The following is a 25,715-nucleotide window of genomic DNA, read 5'->3' as shown; positions in this document are numbered from 1 at the left end:
TGGTGGCGTTTCGCCGGGCCGCGATCATTGTCCGCCGCCCCTAGGGTGACGGAGGTCGAGGGTCACCTCGACAATCCCCGTCCTCCACCGGAAGGCAGCACATGCCACGTACTTCCCGGTCCCTGGCCGCGGCAGGAATCGCCGGCCTCTTCCTCGCCGGATCGGCGGTCGCGCCCGCAACCGCGTCGCCCGTCACCGCCGGCTGGGGTCGACCCACCACAGCGGACCGCACCAGTCCCGCCGAGGCCCGGCGGGTCGACCGCGTGCCCACCCCCAAGCTCGACTGGTACGCCTGCTACGGCTACGCCGAGTGCGCGACCACCCGATTGCCGCTGGACTACGACCAGCCCAAGGGGGCCACCACCGAGATCGCGCTGCTCCGGGTCAAGGCCCGCGACCAGCAGAGCCGGATCGGCAGCCTCTTCCTCAACCCGGGCGGCCCCGGCGGCTCCGGCACCGACATCGCGCTCGCCGCGCCGTACTTCCTCTCCGACGAGCTGCTGGACCGCTTCGACATCGTCGGCGTCGACCCGCGCGGCGTCGCCGCCAGTGACAACGTCAAGTGCTTCCCGTCGGTCAAGGACCAGACCAGGGCGTACGCCGGGCTGAACGTGGCGTTCCCGTGGACGAAGGCCGAGGAGAAGGCGTACGTCGACTCGTCGAAGGCGGTCGGTCGGGCCTGCTCCACCACCGGCAAGCCGCTGACCGGGGCGATGTCCACCGCCGAGGTCGCCCGGGACATGGAGGTGCTGCGCCGGGCGGTGGGCGACAAGAAGCTCAGCTACCTCGGCTTCAGCTACGGCACCGCGCTCGGCCAGTACTACGCCAACATGTTCCCGGACCGGGTCCGCGCGCTGGTCGTCGACGGGGTGCTCGACCCGAACGCCTGGGTCGGCCAGGGCAAGACCCGCGGCGACCTCCAGGAGACCCGGCTGCGCAGCGCCGACGGCGCGTACCGGGCGCTGCACGAGATCCTGCTCCGCTGCGACAAGGCCGGCGAGCAGGCGTGCCCGCTGGCGGCCGGCGACCCGGTCGCCTCGTACGAGCTGGTGGCGCAGCGGCTGCGCAAGAAGCCGGTGGTGATCGACGACCCGGACGCGGGCTCGTTCACTGTCAGCTACGCCGACTTCGTCGGCGCCAGCCTCAGCTCCCTCTACAGCCCGTACGGCTACGCCGACATCGCCTCGATCACCGCCGACCTGCTGGTGCTCACCGATCCGGGAGCGGCCACCGCGGCCCGCCTGGCGCAGGCCCGCACGGCCGTCGCCAAGCGCGCCGAGCAGGCCCGGCAGCAGCGCCGGTACGACTTCCCGTACAACAACGGGCTGGAGACCTTCCTCGGTGTCGACTGCACCGACGCGTACCACCCGACGGACGCGGGTGCCTGGCCGGCGCTGACGGCCAAGGAGGACAAGCGGGCCCCGTACTTCGGGCGGGCCTGGGGCTGGAGCGCCGCGCCGTGCGCCCGGGACACCTGGACGGTGCGCGACGAGGACGCCTACACCGGTCCGTTCAACCGGAAGACCAGCGCCCCGGTGCTGGTGGTCGGCAACTACTGGGACCCGGCCACCAACTACGACGCGGCGGTCAGCTCGGCGAAGCTGCTGCCGAACAGCCGGCTGCTCAGCAGCGACAGCTGGGGGCACACTGCCTACGGGACGTCCGCCTGCGTGACCGGCGCCGTCGACGCCTACCTGCTCAAGGGCACGTTGCCGAAGAAGGGCACCCTCTGCACCGGTGATGTGCAGCCCTTCGTCGAGGTGCCGGCTGAGCCGGAGACGTCGCGGGCCGCCGCGCCGAAGAACGCGCTGGCCGCCGAGGGCGAGCCGGCCCGGGGCGAGCCGAAGCGGTTGCCGCCGGTCGTCGCGCCGCGGCCCGCCGTGGGGACGCTGACCGTGCGCTGACGGTGCGCTGAAGGACGCCGGGGTACGGCGGGCGATCGGGTCGCCTGTCGTACCCCGGTCACTTTTCACGCCGTCCCAATGGCCACCGAAGTGGTGGGAAACCGCTACTCTCGGTGTCCCGCCGGCCGTGTCCGTCAGCGAGGTAGTTCGATGAACGACAGCTCCTCCCCGAGGTTCCGCTCGATCGCGACCACGCTGGCCGTGGCGCTGACCCTGACGCTGGCCGCCGCGGCCGGTTGCGACAACCGGCAGGATCCGCCGCTCCCCTCGGTGCTGGACAAGTTGCGCGAGTCGCACCTCGACGGCCAGCCGAAGATCAGGATCGGGGTGGCGGCCACCGAGCCGCTGATGGGCGAGCTGCGCAACGGCACCTACGTCGGCTTCGACGTCGAGATCGCCCGGTACATCGCCGCCTCGCTGGGTTACGAGGGCGACCAGCGGATCGACTTCGTCTCGCTGGCCACCGAGGACCGCATCCCGGCCCTCCAAGGGGGCGTGGTCGACCTGGTCGTCTCCAGCTTCTCGATCACCGAGGAGCGCAAGAAGCAGGTCGGTTTCGCCGGGCCGTACTTCGTCACCACCCAGGAGGTGATGGTCCCGAACCGGTTGAAGGACAAGATCCGCACCATCGAGGACCTTCGCGACCCGGCGTACAAGATCTGCACCAGCGGCGGCTCCACCACCGAGGCCGAGCTGGAGAAACACCAGGTCAAGGCGCTGGTGGTAAAGCGGGTCGGCGACTGCGTCAACGGCATCCGCGAGGGGCGGTACGACGCGGTCAGCTCCGACGAGACCATCCTCGCCGGCTTCCTCTCCCAGTACCCGACCGAGTTCGAGATCGTCGACATGCCGTTCGGCACCAGCGAGACGCTCGGCATCGGGGTGCCGATCGGCGATCCGGCCCTGCGCGACCTGGTCGCCTTCTTCCTCGACAAGAGCTATCAGCAGGGGCGCAGCGGGATCAGCAGTCCCTGGCTGACCGCGTACAACCGGACGCTGGGGCCCTGGATGAAGGGGCCGAAGTCGCAGCCGCAGCCGCTGGACGTACCCAAGCTGGTCGACTTCGACGACAAGGCGCCCCGGCGGTGAGCGCCCCGGCGGTGCCCGCCCAGCGTGACGTGGGCCCCGCCGGGCCGGCGCGGGAGGGGAGCGACCCGGCCGAGCGGCGGGCCCGGGCGAGCCAGTCGTTCTGGACGGCCGTGGTCGGCGTGCCGGCGATCTTCTCCGTGCTCCGGCTCGGCGTCGAGGCCGGCGGCGAACTTCAGACCACCCTGCTCCTGGTGGCGAACGTCGGCCCGGTGAACCTGCTGGCCGGCTTCCTCACCACGGCCGCCCGCCTGCTCTCCACCGGCCTGGTCGCGGTCTTCGCGCTCGGCGCGGTGCTCCGGGTGAGCGTGGAGCGGATGCCGGCCGGGATCCGCCGGCCGCTCTTCGCCCGCTGGGTGGACATCACCCCGGCCTGGTTCGTGGTCGCCAGCTTCCTGCTCGCCCTGGTCACCTGGCAGCTGCTCTACCTGCCGCTGCTGGTCCCGGCGTTCGTCGCCGCCTTTCAGCTCACCCCGGCTCGGCTGCACGAGCAGATCGCCCCCCGGCTGCTGCTGCTCGCCGCCCTGTTCGTCGGGTACGCCTGGCTGCTCGCGCCGACCCTGCGGGACGCCTGGCGGCAGGAGGAGCTGCTGGCCCTGCTGTTGCTCGTCGCGCCGCCGCTGCTCGCGCTCGGCGTCACCGGTCCGCTGCCGGCGGCGGTGATCCGGCCACTGGCCTCGCTGACCGAGGCGGCCGTGCTCGCCATGCTGGTCTGGGCCGCGCTGCCGGTGATCAGCACGCCGGTGCTGCCGCTCACCGTCACCACCGTGGAGTCGACGCCCGGCGTCACCGAGGACGTCCGCGGGCACGTGGTGACCGTGGACGACGTCAACGTGGTGCTGCTCCAGGAGCGCGGCGGCGTCCGCTACGTGCCGGTGGACCAGGTGCGCGCCCAGGTGCTCTGCCCCAGCGAGGAGGAACTGCCCCGGCACCGGCTGCGCATCCGCGACTTCCACGTCGAGGATTCGCTGCTGGAGGGGACGGGCCGGCGGGTACGCCCGGTGCACCGCATCGACGCCGCCTGCCGCGCCGTGCGCTGAGGCGCCCGGAGGGGCCACCACGGGTACGACCGGCCCGCTCGGCGCCCGGGCCCGGCGTCGCCCCGCCGGCCCCGGGCGCGCGGCCGGTCAGCCGAACGCGGTGGTGTAGTACCGCACCCGGTAGAAGCGGGCACCGCTCTTGCTGTGGTTGCCGGAGCTGAAGTGGATGGTGCGGCTCCAGTCACCCTCGCCGGAGCCCGGCACCACCCAGGTCCGCACCCCGTTCGGCAGCCGGGTGTACGCCTTGACATGGTCGGCCCCGCTGACCTGGCTGGAGGTGAACTGCCAGCTGTTGCCGGCGTAGACCAGTTGCAGCGAGCGCACGTTGTACGACGAGGTGAAGAAGTAGCCGCTGCCGTCGTGGTCGGGCAGGATGTCGTGCCCGACCTTGGCCCGGCCCGCGCCGTCGCTGAAGGTCAGCTTCGTCCGGTACGACAACCGGGTGCTGGACCCGTTGCCGGTGATCCCGTAGAGGCGCACCTCACCGGTGCCCACGGCGATGACGAAGCCGTTCTGGTTGTAGATGACCCCGTGCGCGCCGGGGAAGCCGTAGAACTTGACGGCCCGGGTGCCCGGCTTGCCGCCGTTGGACGACGGCACGAACAGGTGCAGGCCGCCGCCGCTGGCCGAGCCGGTCGGCCCCTTGGAGGTGGCCACCACGATCGCCCCCTTGCCCTCGATCCGCTCGATCGAGTGCGGGTTGCCGTCCACCGCCGCCTGCCAGACGATCCCCCCGGTCCGCGAGGAGCCGATCGCACTCTCGTCGATCATCGCGGCCCGGCCCAGGTAGTCACCCACCCCGGAGGACGTCACCAGCATGACGTTGCCCCAGTTCGCGGTGCCCCGCCGCTTGACGTCGGAGAGGTTCGTCCACGTACCGGTGGTGCTCGGCGCCTTCCACAGCACCGTGCCGCTGCTCCACGCGGCCGGGTTGAACCTGAGAATCCGACCGCTGGCCTGCTCGGTCGCCATCACGTAGTGGGTCGCGGCCTCGGCCGGCCCGGCACCGAGCAGCCCGGCGGCCGGCGCGGCCACCGCCGCGCCCGCGAGCCCTCTGAGTACGGCTCTTCTGTCCATGACACCCTCCCCTGTGGTCTGTCACTGCTGATCGTGACAGTGGGGAGTCGTCGGATCACGGTGTCGGTCCGGCCACCCTTTCCGGTCCGGCACTGCCGGATCCACCCGGGTCAGTAGGACTTGTCCTGGCCGAGGACGTGCTGGGCGACGAAGTTGAGGATCATCTCCCGGCTGACCGGGGCGATCCGGCCGGCGCGTACCGCGCCGAGCAGGGTGGCGACGCCGTACTCGGTGGTCATGCCGGCCCCGCCGAGGACCTGTACGGCGGTGTCCACGGCCAGCGCGGCGGCCTCGCCGGCGGCGTACTTGGCCATGTTGCCGGAGATGCCGGCCTCCAGGTCGCGGCCGGCGTCGTACAGGGTGGCCGCCTTGTGGATCATCAGTCGGGCCAGTTCCACCTGCACCGCCGCGTGCGCGAGCGGGTGCGCCACGCCCTGGTGCGAGCCGATGCTCCGCCCGCCCCAGACCTTGCGGGTGGCGGTGTACTCGCTGGCCCGCTCGATGGCGTACCGGCCGGTGCCGGCGCCCATCGCGGCGACGGTGATCCGCTCCGGGTTGAGCCCGGCGAACAGCGCCGGCAGCCCGGCGTCCAGGGACTCACCGACCAGCGCGTCGGCGGGCAGCCGCACGTCGTCGAGGTAGAGCAGGAACTGGTTCTCCGGGGAGAGGATCTCCATGTCCAGTTTGGAGCGGGTCAGCCCCGGCGCGTCGGTCGGCACGATGAACAGCGCCGGCTTTAGTTTCTGCGGAGCCGCGTCCGCTGAGCCGGCACTGCCGTCTGCGCCGGCGACACGCGCCACGACCAGCACGTACTGCGCCTCGTCGACCCCGGAGATGTAGCACTTGCGGCCGGAGAGCAGCCAGTCGTCGCCGTCGCGGCGGGCCACCGTGCCGAGCCGGTGGAAGTTCGAGCCGGCCTCCGGCTCGGTGATCGCGAAGACGATCTTCTGGGTGCCGTCGGCCAGGCCGGGCAGGTGGCGCTTGCGCTGCTCGTCGGTGCCGTGCTTGTTGATCACCGTGGCGGCGATGGCCGGGGAGACCACCAGCAGCAGCAACGGGCAGCCGGCCGCCGCCAGCTCCTCGCAGACGAGGGCCAGTTCGGTGATGCCGCCGCCCCCGCCGCCGTACTCGGTGGGGATGTTGACGCCGAGGTAGCCGAGCCGGCCGGCCTCGCTCCACAGCTCGGTGGTGTGTTCCCCCGACTTCGCTTTCGCTACGAAATAGGAGTGACCGTACCTGCGGCCCAGCGCGCGGACGGCGTCGCGGAGCTGGTCCTGCTCGGGGGTGAGGTCGAAGTTCATCGCGGGTCCTCCTCGGGATTGACCACGGCCAGCACGGCGCCGGTGTCGACCTGGCCGCCGGCCGGCACCGGCAGTTCGGCGACCACGCCGTCGGTCGGGGCGAGCACGGGGTGTTCGAGCTTCATCGCTTCCAGGGTCAGCAGCAGGTCGCCGGCGGCGACCCGCTGACCGACCGCCACGTGCACCCGGCTCACCGCGCCGGGCAGCGGCGCCAGCAGCGACCCGGCCGCCAGCTCCGTGGTGGGCAGCGGGAACCGGGGCAGCTCGGTCAGGCTCGTCGCCCCGTCCGGGCCGTCCACGAAGACTGCCGACCCCACCCGGTGTACGCGGAACGCCCGGCGCACGCCGTCCACGTCGAGCACGACCCGGTCCGGGGTCGCCTCCACCAGCGCCACCGTCGGCGGCTGCCCGGACCGGTCGGCTCCGGCCCGTTCGGCCCCCGCCGACGGCCCGTCGGTCGATGTCACGCCCGGGTCGGTGTGCCACTGCGCCAGTGCGCCGGTGCGGTCCAGTCGGTAGCGCACCTCGATCTCGCCGCCGTCCGGCCCGGCGTAGCGGGTGACCTGCGAAAACGCCGGCACGTTCCGCCAGCCGGAGGGGAGCCCGGCGAGCACGCCCGCCTCGGCGCGGCGGGCGGCGGCCGAGGCGAGCGCGGCGGCCAGCGCCGCCAGCGGCCAACGGTCGGCGGGGAGCAGCGGGGCGAAGACCTCGGGGTGCCGGTCCAGGAAACCGGTGTCCGCCTCGGCCGCCGCGAACTCGGCGCTGCGCAGCACCCGGACCAGCAGGTCCCGGTTGGTGGCGACGCCGTGGAACTCGGCCCGGGCCAGCGCACCCGCCAGCGCCCGGACCGCCTCCGCCCGGGTCGGCGCCCAGGCGACCAGCTTGGCCAGCATCGAGTCGTAGTGCACGCCCACCGTCGAGCCGTCCGTCACGCCGGAGTCCAGTCGCAGCCCCTTCGTCGGGGCGAACGCCCCGGTCACCCCCGGGACGGCGAACCGGTGCAGGGTGCCGGTCGCGGGACGGAAGCCCTGGGCCGGGTCCTCCGCGCAGAGGCGTACCTCGATCGCGTGGCCGTCGGTCGGCGGGGTCGCCGCCACCGGCAGCGGCTCGCCCTCGGCGACCAGCAGTTGCAGCCGGACCAGGTCCAGGCCGGTGACCGCCTCGGTGACCGGGTGCTCCACCTGGAGTCGGGTGTTCATCTCCAGGAAGAAGAACTCGCCGGTCGGGGCGAGCAGGAACTCCACCGTGCCCGCGCCGACGTAGTCGACGGCCCGGCCGGCGACCACCGCCGCCTCGTGCAGCCGCTGTCGCACCTGCGGCCCGACGACGGCCGGGGCCTCCTCGACGATCTTCTGGTGCCGGCGCTGGATCGAGCAGTCCCGCTCGCCGAGGGCGACCACGGTGCCGTGGGTGTCGCCGAAGATCTGCACCTCGACGTGCCGGCCGCGCTCCACGTACCGCTCGATGAAGACCGTGCCGTCGCCGAACGCGGCGGCCGCCTCGCGGCGCGCGGAGGCGACGGCCTCGGCGAGGTCGGCGGCGTCGCGGACCACGCGCATGCCCCGCCCGCCGCCGCCGGCGGACGCCTTGACCAGCACCGGGAAGTCGGTGATCTGGTCGGGGTCGGTCCAGGTCGGCAGCATCGGCACGCCCGCCTCGGCGAGCAGCGCCTTCGCCTCCATCTTGTCGCCCATCGCGGCGATCGCCTTGGCCGGCGGGCCGACCCAGGTCAGCCCCGCGTCGGTCACCGCCGCGGCGAACTCGGCGTTCTCGGCGAGGAAGCCGTAGCCCGGGTGGACGGCGTCCGCGCCGGTCCTCCGGGCCGCGTCCAGGATCTTCTCGATCCGCAGGTACGTCTCGGCCGGCGTGTTCCCCGGCAGCCGGACCGCGTGGTCGGCCTCGGCGACGAACGGCGCGTCGGCGTCGGCGTCCGAGTGCACGGCGACCGTCTCGACGCCGAGCGCCCGGCAGGTGGCGAAGACCCGGCGGGCGATCTCGCCCCGGTTGGCCACCAGCAGTCGGGTGATCATGAGTGTGCCCCTCACATCCGGAAGACGCCGAAGCCGTCGGCGCCCTTCACCGGTCCGTTGTGGATCGCCGACAGGCAGAGCCCGAGGACGGTACGGGTGTCCCGGGGGTCGATCACCCCGTCGTCGTAGAGCCGGCCGGAGAGGAAGAGCGCGCCGGACTGGGACTCGATCTGCTGCTCGACCATCATCCGCATCGCCGCGTCGGACTCCTCGTCGTAGTCGCGCCCCCGGGCGGCGGCGGCCTGCCGGGCGACGATGGAGAGCACCCCGGCGAGCTGCGCCGGCCCCATCACCGCCGACTTCGCGTTCGGCCAGGTGAACAGGAATCGCGGCTCGTACGCCCGACCGCACATGCCGTAGTTGCCGGCGCCGTAGGAGGCGCCCAGGTTGACCGTCAGGTGCGGCACGGTCGAGTTCGAGACCGCGTTGATCATCAACGCGCCGTGCTTGATGATGCCGCGCTGCTCGTACTCGGTGCCGACCATGTAGCCGGTGGTGTTCTGGAGGAAGATCAGCGGAGTGTCGGCGGCGTTGGCGAGCTGGATGAACTGGGCCGCCTTCTGCGCCTCCTCGCTGAACAGCACGCCCCGGGCGTTGGCCAGTACCCCGACCGGGTACCCGTGCAGCTCGCCCCAGCCGGTGACCAGCGCCGTGCCGTAGGCCGGCTTGAACTCGTCGAACTCGCTGCCGTCGAGCACCCGGGACAGCACCTCGCGGGGGTCGAAGGGCACCTTGAGGTCGGCGCTGGCGATGCCGAGCAGCTCCTCCGGGTCGTACTTCGGTGGCTGCGGGACCGGGTTGCGCGGCGGCGGGCCCTGCTTGCGCCAGTTGAGCCGGCGCACGCACTGCCGGGCCAGCCGGATGCCGTCCCGCTCGTCCTCGGCGAGGAAGTCGGCCAGCCCGGACGTGGTGGCATGCATCGCCGCCCCGCCCAGCGACTCGTCGTCGGTGACCTCGCCGGTGGCCATCTTCACCAGCGGCGGCCCGGCCAGGTACACCTGCGAACGGTCCCGGATCATGATCACGTGGTCGGACATCCCCGGCACGTACGCGCCGCCCGCGGTGGCGTTGCCGAAGACCACGCTGACCGTGGGAATCTTCGCCGCGGAGAGCCGGGTCAGGTCGCGGAACACCCGCCCGCCCGGGATGAAGATCTCCGCCTGGGTGGGCAGGTCCGCCCCCGCCGACTCGACCAGGTTGACCATCGGCAGCCGGTTGGCCAGGGCGATCTCGCCGGCCCGTCGGGTCTTCGCCAGTGACCAGGGGTTGACCGCGCCGCCGCGTACCGTCGGGTCGTTGGCGACGACCAGGCACTCCACGCCCTCGACCACGCCGATGCCGGTCACCACGCTGGCCCCGACCGGGAAGTCGGTGCCGTACGCCGCCACCGGGGACAGCTCCAGGAACGGGCTGTCCGGGTCGAGCAGCAGCTCGATCCGCTCCCGGGGGAGCAGCTTGCCGCGCGCGTGGTGCCGGGTCACGTACTTCTCGCCACCGCCGGCCCGGGCCCGGTCCAGCGCGGCGTCCAGCTCGGCGAGGCGTTCCAGCAGGGCCTCCCGGTTGGCCCGGAAGGTGGGCGAAGCGGGGTCGAGCGTGCTGTCCAGTGTGCTCACAGGCCCATGCCCTTCGCGATGATCTCGTTCATGATCTCGGTGGTGCCGCCGCCGATGCCGAGGATCCGGGCGTCCCGGTAGTGCCGCTCCACCTCGGCGTCGCGCAGGTAGCCGAAGCCGCCGTGCAGTTGCAGCGCCTGGTCGACCACCTGGTCGCAGGCGGCCACCGCGACGTTCTTCGCCATTGCCACCTCGGTCACCACCGGCTCGCCCGCCGCGACCCGGGCGGCCACCTCGTGCACGTACGCCCGGGCCGCCTCGGCGCGGGTGTGCATCTCGGCGAGCCGGTGCCGGACCAACTGCCGGCTGGCCAGCGGGCGGCCGAACGTTTCCCGGTCCCGGCACCAGCGGGTGGCCAGCTCCACGCAGCGCTGCGCGGTCGCGTACGCCTGGGTGGCCAGCGAGAGCCGCTCCGCGGCGAAGTGCTGCATGATCGCGAGGAAGCCGGTGTTCTCCTCGCCGATCCGGTTGGTCACCGGCACCCGGACGTCGACGAAGGACAGTTCGGCGGTGTCCGAGCAGTGCCAGCCCAGCTTCTCCAGCCGGCGCCCGACGGTGAAGCCGGGCGTGCCCTTGTCGATGACCAGCAGGCTGAGCTCGCCGCTGCCCGGGAAGTCGGTGCAGACCGCGGTGGTCACGAAGTCGGCCCGTACCCCGCTGGTGATGTAGGTCTTCGAGCCGTTCACCACGTAGTGGTCGCCGTCCCGGCGGGCGGTGGTGCGGATCGCGGCGACGTCCGAGCCGCCGTCCGGCTCGGTGATCGCCAGCGCGCCGATCATCGTCCCGGCCAGGGTGGGCCGGACGTACCGGTCGACCAGGTCGTCGTCGCCCCGGAGCTGGCCGCCGCCGAGCCGGCCGCGGAGCAGGCCGCCGCTCTGGCCGCCGGCGGCGGCGACCATGTGCGGCAGCGCGATGCCGTGCGTGAAGAGCGCCGCGATCAGCCCCGACGAGCCGCCGGAGCGGATGATCTCCTCGGTGACGACGATCGAGTCGAACAGGTCGCCGCCGCTGCCGCCGACCGACTCGGGGAACCCGATGCCGAGCAGGCCGATCTTCGCGGCGGTGGCGTGCAGCGCGCGCGGCACCTCGCCGGCCCGCTCCCAGTCGGCCAGGTGCGGCAGCACCTCCCGGGTGACGAAGGCCCGGGTCAGCTCGCGCAGCTGGCGCCGTTCCGGAGTGTCCACGATGCTCATGCGCCGGCCTCCCCGACTCGTTCCGGTGACCCCGCCGGCAGGTGCGCGGGCAGGTCGACGACCCGGCAGCGCAGCAGCTCCCCGAGCGCCTTGGCCTGCGGGTCGAACCGCGTGGAGGCGGCCACGCCCTGCCCGAGCAGCCCCCGCACCACGAAGTTGACCGCCCGCAGGTGGGGCAGCTCGTACCGCTCGACGGTCAGCGGGGCGGTCTCCGGCAGCAGCTCGGCCAGCCGCTCGACGGTGAGCCAGCCGCGCAGCCAGGCGTACGTGGCGTCGGTGCGGGCCCAGACGCCCAGGTTGGCGTCGCCGCCCTTGTCGCCGGAGCGCGCCCCGACCAGTTCGCCCAGCGGCGCCCGTCGGGTCGGCCCGGTGCCCTCCGGCCGTGCCGCCGCATCGCCGGTGTCCGGTGCCGGCTCCGTGGCCAGCGCGGCGGTGGCGTCGGTCCGGGTCGGCGGCGGGATCGGCACCCGCTCACCGTCGGGCAGCACCGCGACGTGCTCGACCGCGTCCTGCGGCACCACGTCGGCGGTGAAGACGCCGTACGGGGTGGCGTCGCCGGGCAGCGTGGTCAGCGTGCAGCCGGGGTAGGAGGCGAGGGCCAGCTCCACCGCGGCCGCCGAGAAGGCCCGCCCGGCCCGTGCCTTGTCACCGTCGCGCAGGTGTACGTGCAGCAGCGCGCTCGCCGCCTCGGTGTCGGCCGCGTCCGGGTGGTCGGTACGGGCCAGCGTGAACTCCAGCCCCTCCTTGCCGACCGCCTCCTCGAGCTGCCCGCGCACCAGGGCCGCCTTGGCGGGGACGTCCAGTCCGCAGAGGACGAACGTCATCGAGTTGCGGAACCCGCCGAGGTTGTTGACGCCGACCTTGAGGGTGTCCGGCGGCGGCGTGCCCCGGGCGCCGGAGACGCGCACCCGGTCGGGCCCGTCCTGGTGCAGCCGCACCGTGTCCAGCCGGGTCACCACGTCCGGCCCCAGGTACGCCGGGCCGCCCACCTCGTAGAGCAGCTGCGCGGTGACCGTCTCGACGGTGACCGCGCCGCCGGTGCCCGGGTGCTTGGTGAGCACCGAGGAACCGTCCGGGTGGATCTCCGCGATCGGAAAACCGGGCCGGTGGCCGCCGTCGGGCAGCTCGGTGAAGAAGCTGAAGTTGCCGCCGGTGACCTGCGCCCCGCACTCGATCAGGTGCCCGGCGACGGTCGCCCCGGCCAGCGCGTCCAGGTCGTCCCGGCCCCAGCCGAACCGGGCGATCGCCGGTCCGACGGCCAGCGAGGCGTCGGTGACCCGGCCGGTCACCACCACGTCCGCCCCGGCGTCGAGGCAGGCCGCGATGCCGAACGCGCCGAGATAGGCGTTCGCGGTGAGCGCGTCGGGACGGGCGAGGGCGTCGCCCTCGACGTACCCGATCCGGGCGGTGAGGCCGAGCCGGTCGGCGAGCGAGCCGATCGCGGCGGCCAGGCCGGCCGGGTTCAGCCCGCCGGCGTTGGTCACGATCCGCACGCCCTGGTCCAGTGCGGCGCCGAGGCAGCCTTCGAGCTGGCGGAGGAACGTCTTCGCGTATCCCAGCGCGGGGTCGCGCATCCGGTCGCGGCCGAGGATCAGCATGGTCAGCTCGGCCAGGTAGTCGCCGGTGAGCACGTCCAGCTCGCCGCCGTCGAGCATCTCCCGCCAGGCGGTGGCGCGGTCGCCGTAGAAGCCGGAGGCGTTGCCGACCCGGAGCGGGGCGCTCATGCCGGGGCTCCGGCGCCGCTCGCCGCGCGCGGCTCCCGGCCGGCGCCGGGCGGCCCGGCGAAGGCCTGCGCCACGTCCAGCCATTCGTCGGCGGTGGCGCCGGTGGCGGTCAGGGCCAGGTCGGCGCGGTGCCGGCGCTGGGTGACCAGCAGGCAGAAGTCGAGCGCCGGGCCGGTGACCCGGTCCGCCGCGTCCGCCGGCCCGAAGGCCCAGATGTCGCCGGCCGAGCCGCCCTCGCTCGCGGCTGCGGGGCTCGCGAGCGCTCTGCTCGCGCTCGCTGGCGCGGTCAGTTCGACCCGGACCGGGGCGGTCGGCAGCGCCCGGCCGTGGGCGGCGAAGCCGTGCCCGAGGGTACGGAAGCCGAGGTGGGCGACGTGCCGCAGCCGGTCGGTCGGGGCGCGGGTGACGCCCAGCGCGTCGGCCACGTCCTCGCCGTGCGCCCAGGTCTCCATGATCCGGGCGGTGGCCATCGAGGCGGGCGACATCCGGGTGCCGTACCAGGGCAGCTTGTCTCCGGCGGGGACGGCGGTGAGGGCGTCGATGAGCGCGGCCCGGCCGGCACGCCAGCGGGCGAGCAGCTCGGCCGGCGGGGCCAGGAACTGCTCCGCGCCGTCGTCGACGAGCCGGCTGACGTCCGGCGCCGAGGTGACCGAGGCGTAGAAGGCGTCGACGTCGGTGGCGGCGAGCCGGGCCATCTCGTCGGTCCAGGCGAGGTGGGCGATCTGGTGGCCGACCGTCCACCCGGGAGCGGGGGTGGGCCGCGACCACGCCTGCGGCGGCAGCGGCGCGACGAGGGCGTCGAGCTGCTCGGACTCGGCGGCGAGATCCGCGAGCAGTGCTGTCAGGTCGACCATGGTGCCTCCGGGCGGGGTGTGCCGGTCAGGACGGGCGGGTCACTGCCTGTCGCGCTCGGGCCCCGCCCCGGCCGGCGTGGCGTGCCCCGGTGGGCCGGCGTCGGGCGTGAGCAGGGCGGCGAGCTGGCGTTTCCAGGTGTGCAGCAGGGCGGTACGGCGGGCAGAGTCGTCGTTGAGCAGGTTGGCCACGCCCAGCCCGCGGAGCAGGTCGAGGGTGGCCTGCACGGCCTCCCGTACGCCGGGGCGGCGCTCGTCCACGCCGAGCAGCGCCACGGTCAGCCGGTGCATCTCCCGGCCGACCCGGGCCTCCAGCGGCACCAGGGCGCGGCGCAGCTCGGCATCGGTGCGGGCGGCGACCCAGAGCTCGAGCGCGGCGACGAAGAGCGGCCCGGTGAAGGCCACGCCGAGCAGGTCGACCACCCGGTCGAGCCGCTGCGGCCCGGCCGGCAGGGCCTCCGCCTCGGTGCGCAGCTCCGCCGCCCGCCGGTCGGCGAGGTGGGCGACGGCGGCGGTCACCAGGGCCGCCTTGGTCGGGTAGTGGTGCAGCTGCGCGCCGCGCGAGACGCCGGCCCGGGCCGCGACCACGGTGGTGGTGGTGCCGGACCAGCCGTACTCCACCAGGCAGTCGACGGTCGCCTCCAGCAGTCGGGCCTGGGTGGCGCGGCTGCGCTCCTGCTGAGGGACGCGCGTCGATGCGGTGGACACGAGGACAGCGTGCCGCCCCCGAAACAAACAGTCAAGCCTGACTTTTTCTTTGCCGGGCTGCGTGGTGCGCTCCGTTTCGCCGGTGTGGCGGGGTCACCGGCCGCCGGACACCGCAGCTCCGCCGAAGTGGAGTTGATCAGGAGCCGGAGGCGGGCCGGTCGGGGACGTCGGGCCGGGGGTCAGCGGCCGTCGCGTGGGCCGAAGGCGGCGAGCGCGTCGAGGTCGCTGTGCCGCGAGCGCAGGTACTCGTCGGCCCAGTCGGCGGCGTCCGGGAAGCCCGACTCCGCCACCACCCGGGCGCAGGCCGCCTCGACGTCGAAGGCCGTACGCCGCAGCTGCACCCCCGGGCCGAGCAGCGCCCAGTACGCTCCCGGCCCGCCGTACGGCATGCCCACGCTGCCCGGGTTGACCACGAGCCGTCGGTCGACCAGCCGGGTGAACGGCATGTGGGTGTGCCCGCAGACGACGGCCCGCACCTCGGCGGGGACCCCGGCGAACACCTCCGCCCAGCGGGCCGGCCGGGAGTCGACCAGCACCACCTCCTCGTCGTCGCGCGGGGTGGCGTGGCAGAAGAGCGTCGGGCCGAGGCCGTCGACCGGCAGGGTCACGGTCAGCGGCAGCGCGGCGAGCCGGGCGAGGTGGTCGTCGCGGAGTTGGGCGGCGGCCCAGTTCGACACGTCGATCGGCGACGGGCGGCCGGCGCGCGCCTCGACCAGCTCGCGATCGGCGTTGCCGCGTACCCAGCGGACCCGGTCGCCGAGCGAGACCAGCAGGTCCAGCACCTCGACCGGCTGCGGTCCGGCGGCGATGTCACCGGTGAGCACGATCAGGTCGGCGGCGGCCACGTCCGGCTCAGCCAGTACGGCCTCCAGCGCGGGCAGCGCACCATGGACGTCGGAGAGGACGGCGACACGTTCACGCATCGCCCCAGCCTGGCCCCGACCCGCGCCGGAGTCCAGGAATTCTGCGCCGGGCAGACCGCGCCCGGATCGCCGGCACCGCCTACCTTGGTGCCGGCGTCTACCGTGAGCCCGAGATTGCCGGTCGGGAGCGGGCGGGAGGCGGTGGGTGGCCAGTCGGAACGAGCGGCGCAGGCGACGCAGCCAACCGTCCGCCGTGGCGTCGACCGCACCGGTTGACCCGGTGCAGCACGAACCACGGAGCCGATGGCGTCCCGGCTACTGGCTGCGGCACCCGGCCTTCGCCGCCGTTCTGGTGGTAAGTCTCGGTGCGCTGACCTTCGTCGCGTGCGGCGTCGGCCGCCTGCGCGAAGCACGTGACTATCAGGAGCGGGGCGAGTTTGCCGCCGGGGTGGTCGTCGAGGCCCGCGAGTTGCGGCGGGGGTCGTCGTTGAAGGTGGGGTTCACGACGACTCAGGGCGAGAGGGTCGTGGCAGATGTGGCCGGACCGCCCGAAGACCTGCCAACGCCCGGCGAGCGGCTGACCGTGGTCTACGACCCGGAGGATCGAGACTACGTCTACCTGGGCGACAAGCCTTCCCAGAAGGAGGGTTGGCTGATCCTCGCGACCGGTCTGCTGGCCACCGCGATCTGCCTCGCCTACCTGCGGTGGACCTGGGACCGCTGGCGCAACCAGGCCGAGCGGTGGCGACACCGCCGGCCCGTGCCCAGGCTCGGCAAGCGGCAGGACCCGTGGCGGACGGAGCAGCGCGACGATTCGTTGCCGTGACGCCGAAGGGCCGGCCCGGACCGCACGACGGCGGGCCGGGCCGGGGACGTTCGTCCTGACCTGGTCAGACCCGCGCGCGGCGGGCCAGACGCTCCGGGTCGAGGATGATGATGCTCTTGCCGTCCAGTCGCAGCCAGCCCCGCGAGGCGAAGTCGGCCAGCGCCTTGTTGACCGTCTCCCGGGAGGCGCCGACGAGCTGGGCGATCTCCTCCTGGGTGAGGTCGTGGGTCACCCGCAGCACGCCGCCGTCGCGGGTGCCGAAGCGGCCGGCCATCTGGAGCAGGTTCTTGGCGACCCGGCCCGGCACGTCGGTGAAGATCAGGTCGGCCAGCGAGTCGTTGGTCCGGCGGAGCCGGCGGGCCAGCACCCGCAGCAGCTGCTCGGCGATCTCGGGCCGGTTGTTCAGCCAGGGCCGCAGCGCCTGCTTGCGCAGCCGCACCAGCCGGGTGTCGGTGACCGCGGTGGCCGTGGCTGTACGCGGACCGGGGTCGAAGAGCGACAGCTCACCGACCATGTCCGACGGGCCCATCACGGCGATCAGGTTCTGCCGGCCGTCGGCCGCCCGACGCCCAACCTTGATCTTGCCTGACAGGAGGATGTAGAGACTGTCGCCGGGCTCGCCCTCGTTGAACACGATCTCGCCCTTGCGGACGTCGATCGTCTCCATCTCCTTTGCGAGCGCCTCGGCAGCCTCCGGGTCGACACCCTGGAAGATCCCGCTGCGGGCCAGTACCTCGTCCATCGCGCACCTCCGGTTGCGCGTCGCCGTCCGTCGGCCGGGTCCGCCGTCCGCTTATCCCTCGCGCGCCGACAAGTCTAGGCGCACGTAAGCACGAATCAGAGGCGCACCCCTGGAATCTTGATCCTTGGACGTAACCTTCCCGCCCTGATCAGGGGCTAAGATCGCGCGTCCGTACCCGGGTAGTGACCCGGCGTCGCCGTCGATGGCCGTAGGGTGACGGACGTGCTGAGCGACCCCACCCTGACCAGCCGTCCCGAGGACGGCCGGGACGTCCCGCTGCTGGTGTGGCGCGCCGGGGCGCCCCTGCGGGCGGCCAGCTCCGGCCCGCTCGGCGGCGGGATCGGCGTCCGGAACTGGGTGCTGAACGCGACCGTGCCGATGTCGTACCACCGGGACGACCCGGCCGCCCACCTGGCCGCGCTGGCCGGCGGCCTCGGCCTGGCCGGACCCGGGGTCGGCCTGCTCACCGGGGTGGACGTCACCGAGGTGGTGGCCCGGGCCGACACCGGCGTGCGGGCCTGGGCGACGGTCGGGCTGGGCATGCCGGTCTGGGCCGCCGCGCCGGCCCCGGCGGCGCCGGCCCAGCGGGTGGGCACGGTCAACATCATCGTGTACGTCCCGGCGGCGCTCGGCGACGCCGCCCTGGTCAACGCCGTCGCCACGGCGACCGAGGCGAAGGCGCAGGCGATCTGGGAGCTGGGCCTGCCCGCCACCGGTACGCCCACCGACGCGGTCACCGTGCTCTGCCCGGCCGACGGCCCCGCCGAGCCCTACGGCGGCCCCCGGTCGACCTGGGGCGCCCCGCTGGCCCGGGCCGTGCGCGCCGCCGTCCGGGACGGCGGGTCGGTGCCCTGCGTGCCCTGGTCGGACCGGCGGGCGGGATGAACTTTGGTCCGATCGGCCATCGTCGTGCCCTTACCTACCCGGTAGGGTCGCCAGCGATGTCCGCTCCCGCGCCTTCCAGGACCCGCCGCCGTGCCGCACTCGCCGTCGGCGCGGTCCTCGCCGTGCTGCTCACCGCCGGCTGCGGCACGTCGGACGACGACGCCACGCCGGTCTGGCAGCGCGGCGGCGGCGGAGGCGCCACCGGTGCGCCGGTCCCGTCCGGCGGTGCCTCGGAGCCGGCCGGCGAGGCCGTCTCGCTTTCGGCGACCGGCGACATCATCATGGGCAACGCCCCCTCCCGGCTTCCGGCCAACGGCGGGCGGGGCTTCTTCGACGAGATCTCCGACGCGCTCGACGCCGACCTGGTGATGGGCAACCTGGAGGAGCCGCTGACCGAGGACACCGGCACCGGCAAGTGCGGGGCCAACGCCACCGCCTGCTTCCAGTTCCGGGCCCCGTCCAGCTACGCCGCCCACCTCAAGGACGCCGGCTTCGAGCTGCTCAACCAGGCCAACAATCACGGCTACGACTACGGCCCGCAGGGGTACACGAACACCCAGAAGGCGCTGGAGAAGCAGGGCCTCAAGCACACCGGCGCGCCGGACCAGATCACCGTGGTGGAGGTCAAGGGCGTCAAGATCGCGGTGGCCGGCTTCTCGTCGTACCCCTGGTCGAACAGCCTGACCGACATCGACGCGGCGACGGCCGTGGTCAAGAAGGCCGCGACCATGGCCGACCTCGTCGTGGTGCAGGTGCACATGGGGGCCGAGGGGGCCGACCGGACCAAGGTCAAGCCGGGCACCGAGCTGTTCTACGGCGAGAACCGGGGCGACCCGGTGAAGTTCTCCCACGCCATGATCGACGCCGGGGCGGACCTGATCGTCGGGCACGGCCCGCACGTGCTGCGCGGCATGGAGTTCTATCAGGGCCGGCTGATCGCCTACAGCCTCGGCAACTTCGCCGGCGGCGGCCGGTCGCTCAACCCGAGCGGGCGGCTCGGCTGGGGCGGGGTGCTCAAGGTGTCGCTCAAGCCGGACGGCAGCTTCGCCGGCGGCTCCTTCACCTCCACCCGGATGAACTCCGTCGGCAAGCCGACCATGGACTCCGCCGACCAGGGCCTCGGGCTGGTCAAGCAGCTCAGCCGGGCGGACTTCCCGCGGACCGGGGCCCGGTTCGACACCGAGGGCAGGATCAGCGCGCCGCAGGCCGGCTGAGCCGGGCGTGGGCCCGGCGGGTGGTCGTCCCGGCGACGTAGGCTGGCCGGCGTGACCATCAGCTCCACCGAGACGGACCTCGGCCGGACCCGGCGCGCCCGGCGGATCGGCCGGGCGCTGACCGAGGCGCACCCCGACGCGCACTGTGAACTCGACCACTCCAACGCGTTGGAGTTGGCCGTCGCCACCATCCTCTCCGCGCAGTGCACCGACAAGAAGGTCAACGAGGTCACCCCGAAGCTCTTCGTCCGCTACCCGACGGCCGCCGACTATGCCGGGGCCGACCGGGCGGAGCTGGAGGAGCTGATCCGGCCGACCGGCTTCTACCGCAACAAGACCGACTCGCTGATCAAGCTGGGCCAGGCCCTGGTCGAGCGGTACGACGGCAGGGTCCCCGGCAGGCTGGCCGACCTGGTGACGCTGCCCGGGATCGGCCGCAAGACCGCCAACGTGATCCTCGGCAACGCCTTCGACGTCCCGGGGATCACCGTCGACACCCACTTCCAGCGGCTCGTGCAGCGCTGGAAGCTGACCGCGCAGACCGACCCGGTGAAGATCGAGCACGAGATCGGCGCGCTCTTCCCCAAGCGCGAGTGGACCATGCTCTCGCACCGGATCATCTTCCACGGCCGGCGGGTCTGCCACGCCCGCAAGCCGGCCTGCGGGGCCTGCACGCTGGCGAAACTCTGCCCGTCGTACGGGACCGGGCCGACCGAGCCGGCCGCCGCCGCGAAGCTGCTCAAGGGCCCCCGGGCCCGGGACCTCGCGGCCGCCGCCGGGGTCGACCCCGAGCTGGTGCCGCGGCAGGCCGTCGCCGCGGAGGTGCCGTGAACCGGCGGCTGGCTGCCCTGCTCCTCCCCGCGCTGCTGGCCGTGGCCGGCTGCACCGCCACCGGTCAGAGCAGCGCCACCACCCCGACCGCCCGGGCCGAACGCCCCTCGCCGTTCGCCGACTGCGCGACGCTCACCCGCCCGCCGGCCGCCACCGGTGCCGCCACGCCCTCCGGTGCCCCCGCGACCGCCCCCGCCACGCCCGGCGCCGCCCTGACCGGCACCGCGACGCCTGGCGCCGCCGGGACCGGTGACGCGCCGGCCGCCAGCGGAGCCGTCGGGGCGGGTGGTGCCGAGGCGGTGCTGCCGGGTCTGATCCTGTCCTGCTTCACCGGCGGCACGCCGGTGGCGCTGCGGGACGTCCGGGGCCCCGCCGTGGTCAACGTCTGGGCCTCCTGGTGCCCGCCCTGCCGCAAGGAGCTGCCCGCCTTCCAGCGACTCAGCGAGCGTGCGGCCGGCCGGCTCCAGGTGGTCGGCGTCAACAGCCGGGACACCCGCACCGCCGCCCAGTCCATCGGCGAGGACTACGGCATCCGCTTCCCGATGCTCTTCGACCAGGGCGAGGCGCTGCAACGGGAGCTGGGGCGCAACGCCCTCCCGCTGACCCTCCTCGTCGACGCGCAGGGCCGGGTACGCCACACCGACGCCACCGGCGCCCTCGACGACGCCCGGCTCGCCGCGCTGGTCCGGCAGCACCTCGGCGTGCAGGTGTCCCAGTGAGCGCGAGGAGTGAGCCGGTCCGGCAAGCCCCGCGGTCGCGAACGAAGGTGGCACCGTGAGTGCGAGGAGTGAGCCGGTTCTGCGAGCCCCGCAGTCGCGAACGAAGGTGGCACCGTGAGTGCGAGGAGTGAGCCGGTTCTGCGAGCCCCGCAGTCGCGAACGAAGGTGGCACCGTGACCCGCCCGCCGGCCTGGATCGACCCGCTGCTCGGTCGGCTCGGCACCGCCCGGGTGGAGGACTTCACCCGGCTCACCACCCCCGAGGAGGGCGGCCGGGAGAGCGCCGTGCTGGTGCTGCTCGGCGAGGAGCCCGGCGTCGGCCCGGACGTGCTGGTGCTCCAGCGGGCCGCGACCCTGCGCAACCACGCCGGCCAGCCGGCCTTCCCCGGTGGCGCGGCCGACCCGGAGGACGCCGACGCCCCCGCAACCGCGCTGCGCGAGGCGAACGAGGAGGTCGGCCTCGACCCGGCCAGCGTGACCGTGCTGGCCGAGCTGCCCAGGCTGTGGATCCCGGTCAGCGACTTCGTGGTGACCCCGGTGCTGGCCTGGTGGCACGCGCCGCACCCGGTGCACCCCCGGGAGCCGGCCGAGGTCGCCCACGTCGCCCGGCTGCCCGTCGCCGAGCTGGTCGACCCGGAGAACCGGATGCGGGTACGCCACCCGAGCGGCTGGATCGGGCCCGCGTTCTCCGTGCGCGGCATGCTGGTCTGGGGCTTCACCGCCGGGGTGCTCGCCACACTCCTGGAGATGGGGGGCTGGGCCCGCCCCTGGCCGCGTGGCCGGGTGATCGAACTGCCGCCCGCCGGGGCCACCCCGGCGCCCTCCGCCGGCACCGACGAGGTCGACGAGATGGCTGGCCCGCTGACCTGACCGTCACGTTCCGCAAGCGCAACGCCCCGGTCGTGCGCGGTGCCCGTACCCTTGACGCGTGTCCGTCGTGGATCTCGTCCTGCTCCTGCTCATGCTCGTGTTCGCGATCAGCGGATACCGCCAAGGCTTCGCCATCGGGGCGCTCTCGCTCTCCGGCTTCTTCCTGGGCGCGCTCCTCGGCCTCCAGATCGGCCCCATCTTCGCCCGGCAGTTCGTCGACAGCGGCACCCGGGTGCTGATCTCCCTGGTCGCCGTCTTCGGGTTGGCCGTGCTCGGGCAGGCGCTCGCCGGCTGGCTCGGCTCGCACCTGCGCAGGACGATCACCAACGACGTGGCGAAGCGGGCCGACGACATCGGGGGCGCGTTCGTCTCGCTCTTCGCCGTGATGCTGGTCGCCTGGCTGGTCGCCGTCCCGCTGGCCTCCTCCCCGCTGCCCTGGCTGTCCGCCTCGGTCAAGAACAGCGCGCTGCTGACCGTGGTGGACCGGGTGCTGCCCGACCGGGCACAGGAGCTCTCCACCGCCCTGCGCGACACGGTGGACACCGACGGCTTCCCGGACGTCTTCAACGGCCTGGGCCGCACCCAGGCGCGGCAGGTCTCCCCGCCCGACCCGGCCCTCGCCGGCTCCCAGGTGGTGGCGAACAGCCAGCGGTCGGTGGTCAAGGTGCTGGGCTCCGCGCCGAGCTGCGCGCGCCGCATCGAGGGCTCCGGCTTCGTGTACGCCGACGACCGGGTGATGACCAACGCGCACGTGGTGGCCGGCACCCGCTCCGTCGCCGTGGAGCTGCGCGGCGAGCGGTACGACGGCGAGGTGGTCGTCTACGACCCGGACCGCGACCTCGCCGTGCTGCACGTGCCCGGGCTGCCCGGCCCGTCCCTGCGCTTCGCCGCCGGGCAGGCCGGCAGCGGCTCGGACGCGATCGTGCTCGGCTTCCCCCTCGACGGCCCGTACGACGCCCGGCCGGCCCGGGTGCGCGACGTCGACCGGATCACCGGGCCGGACATCTACTCCTCCGGCGACGTGACCCGGGAGATCTACACGATCCGGGCACTGGTCCGCAGCGGCAACTCCGGTGGACCGCTGGTCTCCTCCAACGGTCTGGTGCTCGGCGTGATCTTCGCGGCGGCGGCGGACGACCCGAACACCGGTTTCGCGGTCACTGCGGCGGAGGCGCGGCCGGTGGCGCTGGAGGGCGCGGAGCGTACCCGTGGGGTCGGCACGGGCGACTGCACCTGAGCCGCGCCGCGGCGGCCGGCTGAGCGCGGCCGGGGTCAGCTCCGGGCGCGGGCGGCGGCCACGTCCCCGCCCGACGGGGTGACCCCGGGCAGCCGGGCTCGGCCCCAGTTCAGCGTCCGGTCCAGCACCGCCCGGGCCATGATCGCCACGCAGATGCCGCCGTTGGCGAAGGAAGCCACCACGTCGCTCGGGTGGTGCATGCCCCGGTACATCCGGGTCAGCGCCACCCCGACCGGCACCAGGACCAGCAGGGCCCACCAGGTGACCTTGCCGGCGGTGCTCTTCGCCCGCAGCGCCAGCAGCAGCGCGATGCCGACGTAGAGCGCCACCGCCGCCGAGGTGTGCCCGGACGGGAAGCTGGAGGTGGGCGGCGAGACGTCCATGTGCTCGACGGCCGGGCGACGCCGGTCGATGGCCATCGTGGTCAGCAGGAAGACCAGCGCCTGGGCGCTGACCGCGGCGCACAGGAACAGCGGCTCCCGCCAGCGGTGCAGCACCAGCCGCAGGATCAGCGCCGCCACCGCGGTGACCAGGACGATCACCTGGGTGCTGGCAAGCGTGCTGAACACCAGCGAGACGTCGTTCCAGCCACCGGTGCGGTCGGCGGCCAGTTCCCGGTTGACCGCGTCCTCCACGGTGAACGGCCAGACCCGGTCCAGCACCCGGGTGACCAGCACCCCGAGCAGGACCATGAAGGTGAGCAGCAGGGCCACCGGCACCAGCACCCGCTTGACGACCTGCACCGCGAAGTCGGACATGGGCCGCCCATTACCCCCGCCGGGCCACAACTACGCGTCCGGCTCGTTCCGGCCGTCGGCCAGCTCCGGTTCCACGCCCTCGGCGGTGGGCCGGGCGGCGGGCCGGCCGGTCCGCACCCGCCAGGTGGTGAACGCGGCGGAGGTCGCCGCCACCACCGCCACGCCGAGCAGCCAGCCGCCCAGCACGTCGCTGGTCCAGTGCACGCCGAGCGCCACCCGACTCAGCCCGGTCACCCCGGCGACCAGCACCGCCGCCGCCCAGAGCGCCACCCGCGCCGCCGTCCGGCCCCGGGCGTACGGCAGGAAGACCAGCAGCAGCACGCCGGCGGCCAGGGTGGCGTTCAGCGCGTGCCCGGACGGGAAGGCGAAGCCGGCCGCCCGGGCCACCGGGTCGAGCAGGTCCGGCCGGCCCCGGCCGACCAGCAGTTTCAGCAGCGCGCCGAGCAGCCCGCCGACGGTCATCGTGGTGACCACCCAGAGGGCCAGCCGGCGGGCCCGGCGGGTCCACAGCCAGACCACCACGGCCAGCGCCGCCACCCGCAGCGGTCCCGGACCGAAGACGGTGGTCCACCCGTTCATCGCCCGCACCCAACCGGGGTGGTCGACGGCGTAGCGGTACAGCGCGTCGGTCACCACCGCGTCCAGGTGGTGCAGCGGCGGCCAGGCGCCCACCACCAGCACGGCCAGCAGCGCGAACGGCACCAGCACCAGGAACGCCGCCGCCGAGGCCAGGGTCAGCCGCAGGCCCAGCGAGTGGTCGCGGTCCAGGCGTCGGCCCCGCCAGGAGCCGGCCGACGGGCGTATGGGGGTGTGCGGGCCGGGGTTGCTCATGGCGTCAGCTCTTACCCAGCGACGCGGCCGATCAGGCCGGGGTCAGCGGCCCCAGAGGCGGAACCGGCGGATCATCAGCGCGGTGCCGGTGACCAGGGCGACGAGGATGGCCACGCCGGTCCAGAGCCGGCGCGGCGCGGTGTCGTCCTCGGCGCCGGCTGGCTGGGCGGACCAGGGGGTGTGCTGCCGGGGTGCGGTGAAGCCGAGCGGGTCGGAGCCGGTGCCGCCGGCCTGGGCGTCGTCGGTCGACCCGGGCGCCGGGCCGAAGCCGACCACGCCGGGAGAGGTCTGGTCGTCGAGCGGGTTGCGGTGCACCAGCGGCACGTCCGCGGTCAACGCGGCCACCGGGTCGACCATGCCGTACCCGAAGCGGTCGTCCCGGCCGGTCGGGCCGATGTCCTTCGCGGTGGCCAGCAGCCGGTTGACCACGTCCCCGGCGGACATCTCCGGGAACCGGGCCCGCACCAGCGCGGCGGTCGCCGCCACCAGCGGCGAGGCGAAGCTGGTGCCCTGCACCCCCCAGTAGATCCCGCCCGGACGGGCCCCGACCAGGCGGGTGGCCGGCGCGGTGAGGGTGGTGGCGTGCCCGGTGATCGAGCCGGACCACAGGTTCTCGCTGCTGCCCTCCAGCCCGGCCACGGCGATCACGCCGGGCTCCCGGGCCGGGTACCAGACCTTGGGGCTGGACGAGGTGGCGAGGTTGCCGGTGCAGGCGACCACGACCACGTCCCGGGCGAAGGCGTAGTCGAGCGCGGCGGCCAGCGCCGGGCTGTCGCCGCTGCCGCCCAGGGACAGGTTGATCACGCGGGCGCCGTTGTCGACCGCCCAGCGCACCCCCTTGGCGACGATCATCGCGTCGTCGTACCGGTTCTCGTCGTCGAGCACCCGGACCGGCAGGATGCGGGCGCCCGGGGCCAGCCCGGCCACGCCCTTCCGGTCGTCGTTGCGCCCGGCGATCAGGCTGGCCACCGTGGTCCCGTGGCCCACCGGGTCCGGCTCGTCGGCGCCGGCGGGGGAGACCAGGTCGATGCCGGGCAGCACCTGACCGGCCAGATCCGGGTGGGAGGCGTCCACACCGGAGTCGATCACCGCGACGGTGACCCCCCGGCCGGTGGAGGCGCTCCACGCGGTGCTGGCCCGCAACTCCTCGAGCTGCCACTGGTCGTCGCGGACCCGGTCGGCCCGGGCCGTGGTCTCCACCGGGGCGAAACCCGGCTCGGCCAGCGGCGCGCCGGCGGCCCGCGCGGCGACGGTGACCGGTCGGGACGGGGCGGCCGACACCGGTGGCGGCGCCGCGCCGACGACCGCCACGGCGGTCGCCGCGACACCGAGCAACGCCCGGCCGGCGAACCGGTGGAGCGCGGTCGGGGAGCCGTGCCGAACCCTGGTCACATCCTCCGCCATTCATCGTTC

Annotated in this window: 23 protein-coding genes; 10 read left to right on the top strand and 13 right to left on the bottom strand. The window is 74.0% G+C overall.

The genetic code is table 11. From position 1 onward, the window contains the following. The first annotated feature begins 101 nt into the window (after positions 1–101). From ACTWM8_RS29280 to ACTWM8_RS29270, 3 genes are all read left to right on the top strand, one after another. A complete protein-coding gene (locus ACTWM8_RS29280; RefSeq protein WP_446211748.1) occupies positions 102–1,904 on the top strand; it encodes an alpha/beta hydrolase in 1,803 nt (600 codons plus the stop codon). 150 nt (positions 1,905–2,054) lie between these two features. Beyond that, positions 2,055–2,993, top strand: a complete 939-nt coding sequence (locus ACTWM8_RS29275; protein WP_446211747.1) for a transporter substrate-binding domain-containing protein — start codon at positions 2,055–2,057, stop codon at positions 2,991–2,993. Continuing rightward, a complete protein-coding gene (locus ACTWM8_RS29270) occupies positions 2,990–4,030 on the top strand; it encodes a hypothetical protein (RefSeq protein ID WP_446211746.1) in 1,041 nt (346 codons plus the stop codon). The genes ACTWM8_RS29275 and ACTWM8_RS29270 overlap by 4 nt, the downstream gene beginning before the upstream one ends. A gap of 87 nt (positions 4,031–4,117) precedes the next feature. On the opposite strand, the gene ACTWM8_RS29265 is transcribed toward ACTWM8_RS29270, so the two are convergent. The 9 genes from ACTWM8_RS29265 to ACTWM8_RS29225 form a co-directional block, all read right to left on the bottom strand. Next, a complete protein-coding gene (locus ACTWM8_RS29265) occupies positions 4,118–5,107 on the bottom strand; it encodes a hypothetical protein (protein WP_446211745.1) in 990 nt (329 codons plus the stop codon). Positions 5,108–5,217: 110 nt separating this feature from the next. Further along, positions 5,218–6,408, bottom strand: a complete 1,191-nt coding sequence (locus ACTWM8_RS29260; RefSeq protein WP_446211744.1) for an acyl-CoA dehydrogenase family protein — start codon at positions 6,406–6,408, stop codon at positions 5,218–5,220. Next, complete coding sequence (locus ACTWM8_RS29255) at positions 6,405–8,438, bottom strand: acetyl/propionyl/methylcrotonyl-CoA carboxylase subunit alpha (protein WP_446211743.1); 2,034 nt, start codon at positions 8,436–8,438, stop codon at positions 6,405–6,407. Before ACTWM8_RS29255 ends, ACTWM8_RS29260 begins: the two co-directional genes overlap by 4 nt. An 11-nt stretch (positions 8,439–8,449) precedes the next feature. Continuing rightward, the gene (locus ACTWM8_RS29250; protein WP_446211742.1) at positions 8,450–10,051 is read right to left on the bottom strand and encodes an acyl-CoA carboxylase subunit beta; all 1,602 of its coding nucleotides are present in this window, start codon (positions 10,049–10,051) and stop codon (positions 8,450–8,452) included. Continuing rightward, entirely contained in the window at positions 10,048–11,244 is a 1,197-nt protein-coding gene (locus ACTWM8_RS29245) for an acyl-CoA dehydrogenase family protein (RefSeq protein WP_446211741.1), read from the bottom strand. Before ACTWM8_RS29245 ends, ACTWM8_RS29250 begins: the two co-directional genes overlap by 4 nt. Then, a complete protein-coding gene (locus ACTWM8_RS29240; protein ID WP_446211740.1) occupies positions 11,241–12,968 on the bottom strand; it encodes an acyclic terpene utilization AtuA family protein in 1,728 nt (575 codons plus the stop codon). The genes ACTWM8_RS29245 and ACTWM8_RS29240 overlap by 4 nt, the downstream gene beginning before the upstream one ends. Next, the gene (locus tag ACTWM8_RS29235; protein ID WP_446211739.1) at positions 12,965–13,822 is read right to left on the bottom strand and encodes a TIGR03084 family metal-binding protein; all 858 of its coding nucleotides are present in this window, start codon (positions 13,820–13,822) and stop codon (positions 12,965–12,967) included. The genes ACTWM8_RS29240 and ACTWM8_RS29235 overlap by 4 nt, the downstream gene beginning before the upstream one ends. Before the next feature lie 39 nt (positions 13,823–13,861). Further along, positions 13,862–14,527 carry a TetR/AcrR family transcriptional regulator gene (locus ACTWM8_RS29230; protein WP_446211738.1) on the bottom strand — a complete coding sequence of 222 codons (666 nt, stop codon included), beginning with the start codon at positions 14,525–14,527 and terminating at the stop codon, positions 13,862–13,864. Between the two features lie 179 nt (positions 14,528–14,706). Beyond that, complete coding sequence (locus ACTWM8_RS29225; RefSeq protein WP_446211737.1) at positions 14,707–15,450, bottom strand: metallophosphoesterase family protein; 744 nt, start codon at positions 15,448–15,450, stop codon at positions 14,707–14,709. Between the two features lie 193 nt (positions 15,451–15,643). On the opposite strand from ACTWM8_RS29225, the gene ACTWM8_RS29220 reads away from it, so the two are divergent. Further along, on the top strand, positions 15,644–16,216 hold the full coding sequence (locus tag ACTWM8_RS29220) for a hypothetical protein (protein WP_446211736.1): 573 nt from the start codon (positions 15,644–15,646) through the stop codon (positions 16,214–16,216). A 64-nt stretch (positions 16,217–16,280) separates the two neighbouring features. On the opposite strand, the gene ACTWM8_RS29215 is transcribed toward ACTWM8_RS29220, so the two are convergent. Next, positions 16,281–16,958 (bottom strand): Crp/Fnr family transcriptional regulator, encoded by a 678-nt coding sequence (locus ACTWM8_RS29215; protein ID WP_067306583.1) that lies wholly within the window; start codon positions 16,956–16,958, stop codon positions 16,281–16,283. Between the two features lie 222 nt (positions 16,959–17,180). Between ACTWM8_RS29215 and ACTWM8_RS29210 the strand changes: the two genes are divergently transcribed. The 6 genes from ACTWM8_RS29210 to ACTWM8_RS29185 all read left to right on the top strand — a co-directional run bounded on the left by ACTWM8_RS29210 (position 17,181) and on the right by ACTWM8_RS29185 (position 22,713). Further along, complete coding sequence (locus ACTWM8_RS29210; protein ID WP_446211735.1) at positions 17,181–17,843, top strand: adenosylcobinamide amidohydrolase; 663 nt, start codon at positions 17,181–17,183, stop codon at positions 17,841–17,843. 56 nt (positions 17,844–17,899) lie between these two features. Then, the gene (locus tag ACTWM8_RS29205) at positions 17,900–19,057 is read left to right on the top strand and encodes a CapA family protein (RefSeq protein WP_446211734.1); all 1,158 of its coding nucleotides are present in this window, start codon (positions 17,900–17,902) and stop codon (positions 19,055–19,057) included. 51 nt (positions 19,058–19,108) lie between these two features. Then, a complete protein-coding gene (nth, locus tag ACTWM8_RS29200) occupies positions 19,109–19,888 on the top strand; it encodes an endonuclease III (protein ID WP_088959914.1) in 780 nt (259 codons plus the stop codon). Further along, a complete protein-coding gene (locus ACTWM8_RS29195; protein ID WP_446211733.1) occupies positions 19,885–20,607 on the top strand; it encodes a TlpA family protein disulfide reductase in 723 nt (240 codons plus the stop codon). Before nth ends, ACTWM8_RS29195 begins: the two co-directional genes overlap by 4 nt. Before the next feature lie 173 nt (positions 20,608–20,780). Continuing rightward, positions 20,781–21,476, top strand: coding sequence for an NUDIX hydrolase (locus tag ACTWM8_RS29190; RefSeq protein WP_446211732.1), 696 nt, complete (start codon positions 20,781–20,783; stop codon positions 21,474–21,476). 58 nt (positions 21,477–21,534) lie between these two features. Then, entirely contained in the window at positions 21,535–22,713 is a 1,179-nt protein-coding gene (locus ACTWM8_RS29185) for a MarP family serine protease (protein WP_446211731.1), read from the top strand. Between the two features lie 35 nt (positions 22,714–22,748). Here the strand turns inward: ACTWM8_RS29185 and ACTWM8_RS29180 are convergent, their stop codons facing one another. From ACTWM8_RS29180 to mycP, 3 genes are read right to left on the bottom strand one after another with little or no spacing between them, the layout of a single operon-like run. Next, on the bottom strand, positions 22,749–23,471 hold the full coding sequence (locus ACTWM8_RS29180) for a phosphatase PAP2 family protein (RefSeq protein WP_446211730.1): 723 nt from the start codon (positions 23,469–23,471) through the stop codon (positions 22,749–22,751). 30 nt (positions 23,472–23,501) lie between these two features. After that, positions 23,502–24,302, bottom strand: coding sequence for a phosphatase PAP2 family protein (locus tag ACTWM8_RS29175; RefSeq protein ID WP_446211729.1), 801 nt, complete (start codon positions 24,300–24,302; stop codon positions 23,502–23,504). A 42-nt stretch (positions 24,303–24,344) separates the two neighbouring features. Continuing rightward, positions 24,345–25,706 carry a type VII secretion-associated serine protease mycosin gene (gene mycP, locus ACTWM8_RS29170; RefSeq protein ID WP_446211728.1) on the bottom strand — a complete coding sequence of 454 codons (1,362 nt, stop codon included), beginning with the start codon at positions 25,704–25,706 and terminating at the stop codon, positions 24,345–24,347. Positions 25,707–25,715 lie beyond the last annotated feature (9 nt).

The sequence above is a fragment of the Micromonospora sp. IBSANI012 genome (genome assembly GCF_052814045.1).
Note: the sequence above shows the minus strand (reverse complement) of the source record. Positions and strands in the feature narration are given on the sequence as shown.